The following is a 12855-nucleotide window of genomic DNA, read 5'->3' as shown; positions in this document are numbered from 1 at the left end:
TGTTGCCCAGCGGCTTTGCCGCTCGGGGGAGTGGGCGACAGGCCGAACCCGACAGATTTAGGTTGTGGATTGGGCAGTGAGTTAGGCTGAATGCTTGCGACCCTTTAGAGGCGCGCGGGCCGAAGCCTCCCGCAGCGGAGGCCCGCAACTGACGTTGCTGTGGGCCCCGCAGGCTTCGACCGCTTGAAGAGCGAGTAGCGCGATTCTGAGAGGAATCGCCGTTCTCGGCGCGCAGCGAACGCCGTAGGCGGGCGCCGGGGGGCGCGCCGAGGACGAATCCGACAGAAAATGCTGTGCTTCTGCGGTTCTTCGAACCGCCGGGCCTGCGCGCTGGGCCTTTGGCCCACCCCCGGAGCGCGCAGCCCGAACCCGACAGAATTGGTCGGTGCTGGTGCCGGAATTGTTACGACCTTTAGGTCGCCGGCCTCGGGCGCAGCGACGCATCAGCGGCGCGTGGGGGGCGCACCGAGGACGAATAGCTGTGCTCCTGCGACTCGCAGAATCGCGCGGGCCGGACGCCTCCCCTCGGGAGGCCCACAACTCGCGATGCTCGTTGGGGCCCCGCAGACTTCGGCTCGCTAAGGCGATTACACTTTCGCAACCTCGATTGCGCCTCCGCTGGCTGCGAATTGCTTAAATTAAGAACAAATAGCACCACTCCACGAAGAACCGCCAACCTCGTCGCCCGAGCCACCCGAGACCCCGAACGCAACAGAACCCGTTAAACGCAACAGACAGCATATGAACAGTTTCGGACGCATCTATCGCCTCTCCATCTTCGGCGAATCGCACGGCCAGAACGTCGGCATCGTCATCGACGGCGCACCCGCCGGCCTCGCCCTGAGCGAAGCCGACCTGCAACCCGACCTCGACCGCCGGCGCGCCGGAGCCAAAGGAACCACCCCGCGCAAAGAGGCCGACCAGCCCCGCATCGTCTCCGGCCTGTTCGAAGGCCATACCACCGGCGCCCCCCTGACCATCCTCTTCGAAAACAGCAACACCCGCTCCGGCGACTACGCCAACCTTGTCACCCAACCCCGTCCCGGCCACGCCGACCTCGTCGCCCGCCAGAAATGGCACGGCTATAACGACTACCGAGGCGGCGGCCACTTCTCCGGTCGGATCACCCTCGGCATCGTCGCCGCCGGAGCCATCGCCAAGAAAGCACTGGCCCCCAGCGGCATCCGGATCGAGAGCCGCCTCGTCGAAATCGGCGGCTGCACAGACCCCGCCGAGATGGACGCCGCCCTCGAACGCGCCATCGCCGCACAGGACTCCATCGGCGGCATCGTGGAAGGCACCGTCACCGGCCTCCCCGCAGGCTGGGGCGAACCCTTCTTCGACTCCGTGGAATCCGTGCTCAGCCACGCCTTGTTCGCCATTCCCGCCGTGAAAGGCGTCGAATTCGGCGCCGGATTCGACGCCGCCCGGATGAGCGGCAGCCAGCACAACGACCCGATCCTCGCCCCCGACGGCACCACCCGCACCAACCACGCCGGAGGCATCAACGGCGGCATCACGAACGGCAACCCCATCCGCTTCCGGATCGCCGTGAAACCCACCTCCAGCATCTCCAGCGAACAACAAACCTACCACTTCGGCGACCAGCGCGTCGAACCCCTCGTCGTGCGCGGCCGCCACGACGCCTGCATCGCCCTGCGCGTACCAGTCATCGCCGAAGCCATGACCGCCATCGTGCTGTACGACCTCTCGCTGATCGCCGCCGCCAGCGACCGGCGGAGCGAGTGACCCCGAGCACGCTAAATCGCGGCCCCCGCTTGCGGATTGCGAATTTATGATTACCTTTGCCCGATACCGGGTAGACCTCCGATGACCGAACAGGCAAGATATAGCATAGATTTTCACGGCCTTAAGACCGGGGAGAGGTACCATTACACCTTCCCGATCGACGACCGTTTCTTCGCCCGCTGGCCCGAGTCGGAGATTACGCAGGGGCGAGGTATGGCGGAGGTCGAGGCGACCAAGCATGCTTCGATGATCGAACTCCGCGTGAAAATCGACGCGGAAGTGCGGTTGACCTGCGACCGTTGTCTGGACGAATTCGAATGCCCGGTGCATTTCGAAGGCGAACCGGTAGTCAAGATCAGCGACACCATTCCGGAAGGGGAACAGTACTCCGGGGATGCGCATCGCGAGGTTAATAACAGCGACGGGGATATCTTGTGGATTTCGCCGGCAGAGGCGACGCTGGACCTCGGACAATATATTTACGAGAGCATTATGCTCTCCTTGCCGTTCCAGCGGGTGCACCCGGAGCTGAAAGATTGCAACCAGGAGATGCTCAAGCGGTTCCGGATCGTTTCCGAAGAGGAGTTCGACGCATTGGCAGGAGGGACGGATACGGATCGGGACGGAGCGGGCAATCCTTTCGCCGCCCTCAAAGACCTGAAACCCAAAGAAGACAAATAAACAACGAAATAAATCAAGAGAAATGGCACATCCTAAACACAAGGTCTCATCGACCCGTCGGGACAAGAGAAGAACTCACTATAAGGCCGTTGCGCCGACCTTGGCGACCTGTTCGAACTGCGGTGCACAGATCCTGTTCCACCGCGTCTGCCCGGAATGCGGCTTCTATCGCGGCAAAAAAGCGATGGACGTTAAGGGACAATAGCTTCCCCCTTGTTGTTCCGCGCAGACTGGCACCCTCGTCGGCACCCTGCTGCGCACACCACCTCCATCACACCGGCAACTCCGATTGCCACCGCTATTCCGGACAAAGAGCCACCGGCCCCTCTCCACTAACGACACGGGTGTACCCGCGCTCTTTCGTCCCCAAACCTAACGTCATCGGATTATGAGAATAGGCCTCGATGCCATGGGCGGCGACTACGCACCACAGGTGACTGTGGAAGGGGCTTATGCGGCCTTGCCGCATCTGTCGGCCGACACGACCCTCGTGCTCTTCGGCGACCGCGAAGCTATCCGGGCTTGCGATACGCACGGCGTGGCGGATGATCCCCGCGTGGAGATCGTCCACACCTCCGAAACGATCGAAATGGGCGACCACCCGGTCAAAGCCTTTACGCAGAAGAGCGACTCCAGTATCGTAGTCGGATTCAAACACTTGTGCACCGGCGACATCGCCGGATTCGCCAGCGCGGGAAGCACCGGCGCCATGATGGTGGGCTGCATGCAGGTGGTGGGACAGATCGAAGGCGTGATCCGGCCGGCTATTGCGACCGTCTGCAAAAATGCACGGGGCGGGGATGTTCTGATTCTCGACGTCGGGCTGAATGCCGACTGCAAACCGGAAGTCCTGGCACAATACGGGATGATCGGCAGCATCTACGCTCGCGAGACGCTGGGGATTCCGGAACCGAGAGTCGCCTTGCTCAACATCGGCGAAGAGCCGGAAAAGGGAAATCTGCTGACCAAAGCCACCTATCCGCTGATGGCGGAACGCGCGGCGGCGGGAGACTACCGCTTCGTGGGGAATGTCGAAGGGAAGCACCTGATGACGGGCGAAGTGGCGGACGTGATCGTCTGCGACGGCTTTGCAGGCAACACGGTGATCAAGATGCTCGAAGGATTCCATCTGATTATGACGGGGGCGGGCGCAGGAGGAGGAGAGACCCATCCTTTCGTCGAAGGACTCAACTACGAAAACGTAGGAGGGACTCCGGTTCTGGGGATCAATTCGACAGTAATTATCGGCCATGGCTGCTCGTCCGCCAAGGCGATCGAAAATATGATACGACTGACCGAACGCACGGCGCGCACGGACATGGTATCGCAGTTTAAAAAGGCTTTCGACAGGTAATCCCTTTACACGTTCACAAGGGATAACGATTCATTCTATACCTGATCTCGAAACCCTTTTTATTTTTTTAATCGTTCTATTGTCTGCTCCTAACCCGGACGGAACCGTACCTTTCTTGAAAGAAAGGTACCCAAAGAACTTTCATGACAGCTACGCTACTCCTCAGGCTCCGCAGTCCTCAGTCTTCGTGACTGCTTTTGGGTCGGGGTTGTAGCGCGCCCAAAGTTTAGCTCGCATTAGCGCGCTACAACTCCCGGCCCAAAGAAGATCCGAGAACAGGGCCGCCGGCAGCGGGAGGATGCGTCAGCATCCGTCTGAAGTTTTTTTGGTTCTTTTTGTTCACAAAAAGAACAGTTCACTCCCGCTAAAGGAGCAAAGAAATAGAATGCAGTAAAAGAGGTAGCATGGTAAAGACCAGCAATCAGAAGATTACAGCCGCCATCACCGGCGTCGGCGCATATTTGCCCGAATACATTTTGGACAACGAAGAACTCAGCCGGATGGTAGAGACCTCCGACGAGTGGATCATGAGTCGGATCGGGATCAAGACCCGTCACATTTTGAAAGGCGAAGGGAAAGGCACCTCGTATATGGGCGAGCGCGCCGTGCGGGACCTTTTGGAGAAGACCCAAGTCGATCCGGAAGACATCGACCTGATTATCTGCGCCACCGTGACCCCGGACATGTCGTTCCCGAGCACCGCCAACCTGATCGCCTACAAAGCCGGGTTGACCAAAGCCTTCGGTTTCGACCTTTCGGCCGCTTGCAGCGGGTTTATCTTCGCCCTGACCACCGCATCGAAGTTTATCGAAGCGGGGACTTACAAGAAAGTGATCGTCGTGGGAGCGGACAAGATGTCTGCGATCATCGACTACGAAGACCGGACGACGTGTCCGATTTTCGGCGACGGGGCAGGAGCCGTGTTGCTGGAGCCGAACACCGAAGGGTTGGGGTTGATCGACGCCAGCCTGCACTCGGACGGGGCAGGAGCCGTACACCTCTATCTGAAGGCGGGCGGATCATGCTATCCGGCATCGCATGAGACGGTCGATAACAAGTGGCACTACGTGCATCAGGAGGGGCAGCCGGTGTTCAAGGCAGCGGTTTCGCATATGGCGGATACGGCGGTCGAGATCATGGAACGGAACCATCTGACTGCGGAAGACGTGCGCTATCTGGTTCCGCATCAGGCCAATAAGCGAATCATCGACGCCACTGCGAATCGGATGGGTTTGCCGGCGGAACGGTGTATGGTTAATATCCACAAGTACGGGAATACCACGGCAGCTACGATTCCGATCTGCCTGTGGGACTACGAGACCAGATTGAAGAAGGGGGATAACCTTATCTTGGCTTCGTTCGGTGGGGGATTCACCTGGGGAGCGGTTTATCTGCGGTGGGCGTACGACGGAGGGACGATGCGGAAATAACGCCTATCCGAGCCTCTCTCGCACGCGGGAGAGGCTCCGCGCGTGACGGCCGCATAGTTCAAGGGATAGAACGGAAGTTTCCTAAACTTTAAATACAGGTTCGAGTCCTGTTGTGGCTACGATAGACGCTCGATTCGGGCGTCTTTTCTTTTATGGGAGAAGGTCTTCACGAAGCCTCGGAGCCTGTCCCGGATGCCGATATCGCGGCTCCGATAAGATCCAGTTATCATCAGGACAAAAACCTCTGTTTCAAACAACAGTTCGTATGCCCCTTCTCCACCGGTTGAAAATATACTACACCTTCCTCCGATCATTCTATTTTACCGGCAGCTGTATCAGCGTGTGCTGCGGGTGGTTGTTTTACAGATGGGGAAGCGGTATTCTGACTCCCTTACTCTATTTCAAACTCCTGACGGCCGCAATCGTTTACTATATCGTGAATCGCCTCAAACAGCGAGAATACTACTACTATTACAATCTGGGATTGTCCAAGCTGAAGCTGTGGGCCTTTTACGAATTTTGCGACCTCTTCGTCTTTGTCTTGTTATTGATCGCCGCTAATTTACTGCCGGAATGGGACACCTTTTGGAGATAGACAGCGCCCGGATGCAGATCGGCGACCGGACGATTTTAGAACACGCCTATTTGCAGGTGCGTACAGGCGAAGTGGTTGCCCTGCTCGGGTTGAACGGCAGCGGGAAATCGACTCTTTTGCAAATGCTTTACGGAACTCGACGAGGAACATTCCGGCACGTCAGATGGGACGGGCAATCCTTCGAAAGGGTCTTCGAGCACCCGGAGTCAGTGCGTTATCTTCCGCAATTCCATTTTGTCCCGGGACATTTATCCGTGCGTCGGGTTTTTGCCGATTACCAGGTAGATCTGGCCTCCTTTGCGGCCGATTTTCCCGACCTGGCCCATTGCGCAGACGCTCGGATCAAGCACCTCTCGGGGGGAGAGAGACGTTTGATAGAAGCGTATTTGATGGTTCGGTCGCCATCGGCGATCTGCCTGCTGGACGAGCCATTTTCTCAGTTGATGCCGTTGCATATTGCGACGTTGAAAGCGTTGATTCGGGATGAAATCAGACACGGCGGCAAGGGATTTATCATCACAGATCATCTCTATCGGGATGTGCTCCAAATCAGCGATCGCATCTGTTTCCTGAAAGACGGGTATGTTTCGGAAATATCCTTTTCCGACAAGAAGTTGGCGGCAATGGGATATATCAACGATTAGTTCGACCGCAAAAAACTCCCGGTCAGGTACCCTCCAAAAGGAAGACCTGACCGGGAGCGAATAAAAATCTCCTCTACAGAAGAACTACTTCCGCTTGTAGATATACACCTCGCAGCCGTGCGCAGGCAGCGTACCCCGTACAATCCCCTTCTTAGACATCCGCCCCGTCCACGCATTCGTCACCGTCGCCGGATAGAGAATGTCCGCGTCCCGCACCGGATCGAACACAAACGAAGCCGACGCATCCGACCGGTTGAAGACGCAGATCGCCACCCCGTCCTTCAGCTCCTTGCGCAGATACTGCAACTCGCCCGAACGCATAAAGGTATATCCCTGCCGCCCCAGCGAATCCTGATCCACCGCAATCAGGTGCCGGTTCGTCAGCAGCCCGCGCGTGAAGTCCGACATATCGCGCAGGTCGTTATTCACGATCAGCGGAGCCGCCAGCATGCACCACAAGGCGAAATGCGTCTTGTACTCCTCGTCCGTACACCCCGGGAAGCGGGCGTCCGGCGACGACGATTTCCCCTTGCCGTAGAGCCCCACCATCAGCAGGTCGGGATCGTTCCAGCCCCCCGGCCCGGCATAGGGCTCGAGCCCCTCCTGCGTGTCGAAAATATCCATAATCCCCGTCAGAAAGCCGTCTCCCGACCGCCAGCCGTCGCGCGAATCGTAGGTCGTCCGCCAAAGGTGACCTCCCGCCGCCCGGGCCCACAACCACGGACTCCGACCGCCCCACTCGCAAACGGCGAAGACGATCGGACGGCCCGTCTTCTTCAGCGCGTCGCCCATCTTCTTGTAGCGCGTAAAGGCCGTCGTTCGATCCGTCGGCGCATGGCAGTAGTCGTACTTCAGGTAGTCGATTCCCCAGTCGGCAAAGGTCTGCGCGTCGATCTCCTCGAAGCCCAGGCTCCCCGTCACCCCCGCGCAGGTCAGCTCGGCCGCGTCGGAATAGATACCCAACTTCAGCCCCTTGCCGTGCACATAGTCGGCCAGCGCCTTCATCCCGTGCGGGAAACGCTCCGGATCGGGAAAAAGGCGGTTCTTGGTGTCGCGCCCGCCGACCCAGTAGTCGTCGATGATAATATACCGGTATCCGGCATCGCGCATGCCGTTCGCCACCATGGCATCGGCGATCTCGCGAATCAGCGAGTCGCTGACCTCCCATTCGAACTGGTTCCAGCTGTTCCACCCCATCGGCGGCGTCAGGGCCAGCGTGTCGACCGGCGTCGTCTCGCGCTGGGCCGATACGGTCGCCGGAGCGACCAAAAACAGAGCGAGCAACGTCGCGATTCGAAGTCTCAATTTCATAATCAGGTACAGGTTTAAAAAGATTTCTTACCCAAAGATAGCAATTTCCTGCGACACAGCGGCACGGCATCTCTAGGGTAAACGTATATGCGGCGGGCGTACGCTCCGAAGGTTTTGGAAGCGTGCGCCCGCCGCATATACGTTTACCCGCAAAAACTATCTGGTAATCAGGTCTTTCCCATCCAGCAACCAGTCGTTATCGAAGAAGCCGGCCGTCTCGACCGCTGCCAGGCCGTTTTTCAGCATATCGGCCCGGAAGACCATCAGATCCGGGAATCCGGTAATCCCCGAGATGTAGTTATTGGGCATCGTCGCCCGCATCCCCGGCACACCCGTCGCCGTCACCACGCCGATCAAGGCGTCCGGATAGTCCGGATGGGGATAGACGAAATAGGCTCCCAGGTCATCCCCCTTGTACAATCGTCCGCCCATCGAGATGCCGCCGTTCCGCACCTGGATCGGACAGTTTTTCAACAGCCGCGACCAGACGTAGTTGTTGTCGTAATTCCCGTACAGGATGACGTTCCGGTGGGGATACTTGGCCACCTCGTATGCGTAGTCCGGAATGACGTCCACCGATCCGTTGCCGCGGTAGTAGAAGGTTTCGGCATCGAACCGCGCTTTGGCACGCCATCCGGCGCACTCTTCGGGCGTCCCGACCGTAGAGTAGACGAAGACCATCCGGTTATCGAAGGCCTGTTTGAAGCCGCCGTACCGGCCGGCATATTTCTGCCGCCGGTCGACGCTGTCGGCTACGCGCCACTGCCCTTCGCGATAAGCCACGACGGCCCGGCGCGAGGTCGGCACCGAGAGCTGCTGGCCGTCGGCGTCGAAAACCAGCGTCGTCCGCTCGGTCTTCATCCCGAGCGCCGGGAGGTCGAAGGTCAGCAGCGCTGCGTTCTCGGCCGCACTGACCCGAATCGCGGTATCTCCCTCGCGCCGCACCTCCACGCGGGTGAACCGGTACGGACTCTCCTGCTGTTCGACGGTGAGCCAGTAGTCGCGCGACGAGACGCCCGGCGAGGCGGTATAGAAGTCGATCTCGTCCACCAGACTGTCGGCCGGAATCGTATGCCGCGACAGGAAGTCGAAGAGCGGCGGCCAGTCCACGCTGGCATCGCCGAACCAGTGTTCGCCGCCGGGGTATTCGTGGTAGCAGAAGTCGGTATGGAACCGTCCCAGCTCTTCGCGCATGATGTGCGCCTGTTCCGGCGGCACGACGCGGTCGGCCGACCCGTGATGGACGTAGACGCCCGACTGCTTGAGGTTCCGCGAGAGGGTCATCACCCGTCCGGCGGAAGCGGCCCGTTCGAAAGGTTCGAAGAGGGGCGAACGCCGGTGGGCCGCATCGCCGCGCCCGCTGCCGTAACCGGCGATGTCGGGATAGCCTGCGCACGGCGCAATGGCGGCAAAGAGGGAAGGATAGGTCGTCCCGAGGTACCACGTCCCGTGGCCACCCATCGAGTGGCCGGTCAGGTAGATGCGCGAGGGGTCGGTCTTAAAGATGCGCCGGGCCTCTGCGAGCACCTCCAGGGCGTCGATCCGCCCCCACTCTTCCCAGTTGAAGCCGAAGGGGCGCCGGTTGGTCGGTGCGACGATGTTGGCCCACTCTTTCTGTTTGTAGGCCCGCGCCTGGTTGCGCGCCTCGACCGAAGCGCCGTGCACGGTCAGCACGAAGGCCCGCGCCGCGGTATCTCCCGGATCGGTGCGCAGGGCGGGAGCCACGCTGTAATATTGCACGCTGCCGTCGATGCGGCTGACGAAGGTGCGCTCGTGATGGATGGCCGGCGAGACTTGCCGCAGGGCGATGGTCATCGTATCGACCTGTTCGCCGTCGCGCAAGAGCTCCAGCCGGGCGTCGACGGGCCCGTTCCGCAAGGGTTTCCCGGTGGCCGGCAGGCGGAATTTCAGCTTACGCACCGCCAGCGGCATCACGTCGTCGGTGCGGTACTCCAACGGCTGGCCCAGCTGTTCGCCGTCCGGTGCAAACAAGGTGGCCCGGATCGAGAGCTTCTGCAATGCCTTCTCGGTGGCGTTCACGACCCGCACGGCGGCCCACTTCGGCTCGTTCTCTCCCTCGATCAGGTCGGGCAGGGTCATGTCGCGCCGGGTGAACATCACCGGTTTCTTCGGCACGACGAGTTTCGACTCGACGCGCCCGAACCGGCCGGGGGTATAAATAAACTCATTGAGCCCCTCGCGCAGCCGAATCGGGGTGAGGGTATAACCGAAGTCGTAGTGATCCCCTTCGTGCGGTTCGCCGTTGATGTATGTCCGCGTGCCGCCGGTGGTCTCCAGCAGGGCGATCCGGCTGTCGGGGCTGTCGTAAGCGGTATAGAGGTAGGCCGAACGCATCTGCGGGCTGCGGAAGCGGCCGGTGGAGTCGGCCGCGATCGGACTCCAGACCCATGCCGGAAGCCGATTGGCCATGGAGTGCCGATTCGCCGCTGTCTTGCGCTCGACGTTGGACTGATAGGCCATGACGGCCTCTCTCTGGGTCGGATAGACGTATCCGATGCTGTCGCCGGCCGCGGGGGTGCGGAAGCGGTCGGTGGCGTAGAGCCAGGCGATCATGTCCTGTCCGTTGTAGAGGGTGCCGCCGCCCACGCCGCCGGGCAGTAGCAGGCCGTCGCGAAATCGGTGGAAGACTTCGCCTTCGTCGGTGGTTTCGATTTTCTGTTGTCCGAAGATGGCAACGATGTTGCCGTCGGCAGCCGCTTGTTTCTGTGCGGCCGCGGTCTGCCACGTCCCCAGCGCGATGAGGCTCAAAAGGGCCCAGCGTCGGCCGGAACGGGTAGGAAGATGGGTCATATGCGGTTTGGTTGTTGATGAAAGTCTTCGGAGGAGTGTGTGGCTCGTGACAGGGCGGGGGATCAGTTCGCCGATCCGTCCGTGGGTTCGGGCTGCCGGTCGGTGACGACGGTGGTGGTCGAGACGGTGCTCTCGACCTCTTCGTATTCGACGTATTCACCGACGCTCTTGGCGACCTGTCGCTCGCTCCGCATGGCGGTTCGGGTGACGGTCACCTCTCCCTCTTTCCTGCGCCGGCGCTGGCGGGCGGAGGGGTTGCCGAAGTTGGCGTAAAAGCCGCGGAAGGAGCCTTTCGAACCGAAGTTCCGCCCTGTGCCGCCACCCGCGGTGTCGGCGCCTCCGAACTGCTGCTGGAATTCGCGCTGTTTCCGGGCGAGCCACCACCGAAGCGTCCACCGCCCGAACAGGCCGAGCAGCCAAAAGCCCACAAAAATGAAGAGTATGACGGTCAGGAAGGTTTCCATGGGGTGTTCCGTGTTGGTGGATATACAAAGATATAACGTTCCGGCCTGAATTTTAGCATTCGGCCCGAAACTTCAGGGGGCGAAAAGGGGCCCCTCGGGCCGTTCCGTAAAAAGCGGAAAAGGGAGCCCGATCCGGCCTCCCTTTGTCGCTGTCGTTCCGAGAGGTCGAGGGACGCAAGGCCGACGACCGGGTCTTCCGAGCACTACTTCTCGACTTTGCTGAACATATCTTTCCCTACGCCGCAAATCGGACATTCGAAGTCGTCGGGAAGCTCTTCGAACGGGGTGCCGGGTGCGATCCCGCCTTCGGGGTAGCCTTCTTCGGGGTTGTAAACCCATTCGCATACGTCGCATTTGTAGCTGTCCATAATTGTAAAGATTTAAATGTGAATAAAATAAATGGTCTACGCTTTGGTTCGGGCAAAAATCCCGATATAGGTGTGGGGGGTCAAAGCCCGCAGTTCGTTTTTCACGGCCTCTGTCACGTCGAGTCCGTCGATAAAGGCCGTTATATCGGCCTGGGTGATCCCTTTGTTCGTCCGTGTGAGCGCTTTCAAGGCCTCATACGGATTGGGGTATTTCTCGCGCCGCAGGATGGTCTGGATCCCTTCGGCCACCACGGCCCAGTTGGCTTCCAGGTCGCGGTCGATGGCGTCGCGGTTGATGATCAGCTTGCCGAGCCCTTTGACCAGCGAGGCCACGGCGATCAGGGTATGGGCCACGGGCACGCCGATGTTCCGCAGCACGGTGGAGTCGGTCAGGTCGCGCTGCAATCTGGATACCGGCAATTTTGCTGCCAAATGTTCGAAAAGGGCGTTCGCGAGGCCTAAATTTCCTTCGGCGTTCTCGAAATCGATGGGGTTGACCTTGTGGGGCATGGCCGAGGAGCCCACTTCGCCTGCCTTGATGCGCTGTTTGAAGTACTCCATCGAGATGTAGGTCCACATGTCGCGCGCGAGGTCGATCAGGATGGTGTTGATGCGTTTCAGGCCGTCGAAAATGGCGGCGAGGTTGTCGTAGTGTTCGATCTGGGTGGTGTACTGCGACCGGTCGAGCCCCAGTGTCCCGTTCACGAAGCGGTTGGCGAAGGATACCCAGTCGACTTCGGGATAGGCGACGGAGTGGGCGTTGAAGTTCCCGGTGGCGCCTCCGAACTTGGCGGGATAGGGCACGGTCTGGAGCATGTCGCGCTGCTTTTCGAGCCGTTCGACGAAGACGCGGATCTCTTTTCCCAGCACGGTCGGCGAGGCGGGCTGCCCATGGGTGTGGGCCAGCAGCGGCACGTCGCTCCACTCGTCTGCCAGGGTCGAGAGTTTGCCGATGAGTTCGCCCAAGGCGGGATAATAGACATCGCTCATCGCTGCCTTTAAGCTGTACGGGGTAGCGGTGTTGTTGATGTCCTGAGAGGTCAGGCCGAAGTGCACGAATTCCCGCTCATCGCCGAGTCCCAGGGCGTCCATCTTCTCTTTGATGAAGTATTCGACGGCTTTCACGTCGTGGTTGGTGGTCTGCTCGATCTCTTTCACGCGCTGGGCGTCGCTCAGGCTGAAGTCTTCGTAAATCCGCCGCAGGGCTCCGTACTGCCCTTTGTCGAACCCGGCGAGCTGGGCCAGGGGCAGCTCGCACAGGGCGATAAAATATTCGATCTCGACTTGCACGCGATAGCGGATCAGGGCGTATTCGGAAAAATAACGACCCAATGCTTCGACTTTCCCGCGGTAACGACCGTCTACGGGCGATATGGCGGTCAAACGATTCAATTCCATCAATTTCCTGTTTTTATTTGTTCGTTTATTTGCACCTTATCGGGAGGGTA

At 59.8% G+C, this 12855-nt stretch carries 12 protein-coding genes and 1 tRNA gene; 8 read left to right on the top strand and 5 right to left on the bottom strand.

The window, feature by feature from the left end:
- Positions 1-741: 741 nt before the first annotated feature.
- From QZ302_RS05760 to QZ302_RS05725, 8 genes are all read left to right on the top strand, one after another.
- Entirely contained in the window at positions 742-1749 is a 1008-nt protein-coding gene (locus QZ302_RS05760; protein ID WP_294593522.1) for a chorismate synthase, read from the top strand.
- 81 nt (positions 1750-1830) lie between these two features.
- A complete protein-coding gene (locus tag QZ302_RS05755; RefSeq protein ID WP_294593520.1) occupies positions 1831-2430 on the top strand; it encodes a DUF177 domain-containing protein in 600 nt (199 codons plus the stop codon).
- 22 nt (positions 2431-2452) lie between these two features.
- Positions 2453-2635 carry a 50S ribosomal protein L32 gene (gene rpmF, locus QZ302_RS05750; protein WP_294593518.1) on the top strand — a complete coding sequence of 61 codons (183 nt, stop codon included), beginning with the start codon at positions 2453-2455 and terminating at the stop codon, positions 2633-2635.
- Between the two features lie 183 nt (positions 2636-2818).
- Positions 2819-3784, top strand: coding sequence for a phosphate--acyl-ACP acyltransferase (locus tag QZ302_RS05745; protein WP_294593516.1), 966 nt, complete (start codon positions 2819-2821; stop codon positions 3782-3784).
- A gap of 404 nt (positions 3785-4188) precedes the next feature.
- Positions 4189-5214, top strand: coding sequence for a beta-ketoacyl-ACP synthase III (locus tag QZ302_RS05740; protein WP_294593515.1), 1026 nt, complete (start codon positions 4189-4191; stop codon positions 5212-5214).
- Between the two features lie 47 nt (positions 5215-5261).
- A tRNA-Arg gene (locus tag QZ302_RS05735) sits at positions 5262-5333 on the top strand.
- A 146-nt stretch (positions 5334-5479) separates the two neighbouring features.
- Complete coding sequence (locus QZ302_RS05730) at positions 5480-5809, top strand: hypothetical protein (protein WP_294593513.1); 330 nt, start codon at positions 5480-5482, stop codon at positions 5807-5809.
- Between the two features lie 11 nt (positions 5810-5820).
- A complete protein-coding gene (locus QZ302_RS05725; protein ID WP_294593510.1) occupies positions 5821-6453 on the top strand; it encodes an ATP-binding cassette domain-containing protein in 633 nt (210 codons plus the stop codon).
- A gap of 84 nt (positions 6454-6537) precedes the next feature.
- Here the strand turns inward: QZ302_RS05725 and QZ302_RS05720 are convergent, their stop codons facing one another.
- From QZ302_RS05720 to purB, 5 genes are all read right to left on the bottom strand, one after another.
- Positions 6538-7764, bottom strand: a complete 1227-nt coding sequence (locus QZ302_RS05720; RefSeq protein ID WP_294593509.1) for a glycoside hydrolase family 27 protein — start codon at positions 7762-7764, stop codon at positions 6538-6540.
- 156 nt (positions 7765-7920) lie between these two features.
- Complete coding sequence (locus tag QZ302_RS05715; RefSeq protein ID WP_294593507.1) at positions 7921-10575, bottom strand: prolyl oligopeptidase family serine peptidase; 2655 nt, start codon at positions 10573-10575, stop codon at positions 7921-7923.
- Positions 10576-10637: 62 nt separating this feature from the next.
- Positions 10638-11039 carry a DUF4834 family protein gene (locus QZ302_RS05710; RefSeq protein ID WP_294593505.1) on the bottom strand — a complete coding sequence of 134 codons (402 nt, stop codon included), beginning with the start codon at positions 11037-11039 and terminating at the stop codon, positions 10638-10640.
- A gap of 203 nt (positions 11040-11242) precedes the next feature.
- Entirely contained in the window at positions 11243-11407 is a 165-nt protein-coding gene (locus QZ302_RS05705) for a rubredoxin (protein ID WP_294593503.1), read from the bottom strand.
- A gap of 36 nt (positions 11408-11443) precedes the next feature.
- Positions 11444-12805, bottom strand: a complete 1362-nt coding sequence (purB, locus tag QZ302_RS05700; protein ID WP_294593501.1) for an adenylosuccinate lyase — start codon at positions 12803-12805, stop codon at positions 11444-11446.
- Between the last annotated feature and the right edge of the window lie 50 nt (positions 12806-12855).

Origin of the sequence: uncultured Rikenella sp., assembly GCF_910579375.1 — a bacterium.
Classification (GTDB): Bacteria; Bacteroidota; Bacteroidia; order Bacteroidales; family Rikenellaceae; genus Rikenella.
The sequence above is the reverse complement of the archived record's forward strand: the minus strand, read 5'-3'. Positions and strand labels throughout refer to the sequence as shown.

Coding starts and splice junctions, on each gene's coding strand:
- QZ302_RS05760 (WP_294593522.1), top strand. CDS start 742: ATGAACAGTTTCGGACGCATCTATCGCCTCTCCATCTTCGGCGAATCG.
- QZ302_RS05755 (WP_294593520.1), top strand. CDS start 1,831: ATGACCGAACAGGCAAGATATAGCATAGATTTTCACGGCCTTAAGACC.
- rpmF (WP_294593518.1), top strand. CDS start 2,453: ATGGCACATCCTAAACACAAGGTCTCATCGACCCGTCGGGACAAGAGA.
- QZ302_RS05745 (WP_294593516.1), top strand. CDS start 2,819: ATGAGAATAGGCCTCGATGCCATGGGCGGCGACTACGCACCACAGGTG.
- QZ302_RS05740 (WP_294593515.1), top strand. CDS start 4,189: ATGGTAAAGACCAGCAATCAGAAGATTACAGCCGCCATCACCGGCGTC.
- QZ302_RS05730 (WP_294593513.1), top strand. CDS start 5,480: ATGCCCCTTCTCCACCGGTTGAAAATATACTACACCTTCCTCCGATCA.
- QZ302_RS05725 (WP_294593510.1), top strand. CDS start 5,821: ATGCAGATCGGCGACCGGACGATTTTAGAACACGCCTATTTGCAGGTG.
- QZ302_RS05720 (WP_294593509.1), bottom strand. CDS start 7,764: ATGAAATTGAGACTTCGAATCGCGACGTTGCTCGCTCTGTTTTTGGTC.
- QZ302_RS05715 (WP_294593507.1), bottom strand. CDS start 10,575: ATGACCCATCTTCCTACCCGTTCCGGCCGACGCTGGGCCCTTTTGAGC.
- QZ302_RS05710 (WP_294593505.1), bottom strand. CDS start 11,039: ATGGAAACCTTCCTGACCGTCATACTCTTCATTTTTGTGGGCTTTTGG.
- QZ302_RS05705 (WP_294593503.1), bottom strand. CDS start 11,407: ATGGACAGCTACAAATGCGACGTATGCGAATGGGTTTACAACCCCGAA.
- purB (WP_294593501.1), bottom strand. CDS start 12,805: ATGGAATTGAATCGTTTGACCGCCATATCGCCCGTAGACGGTCGTTAC.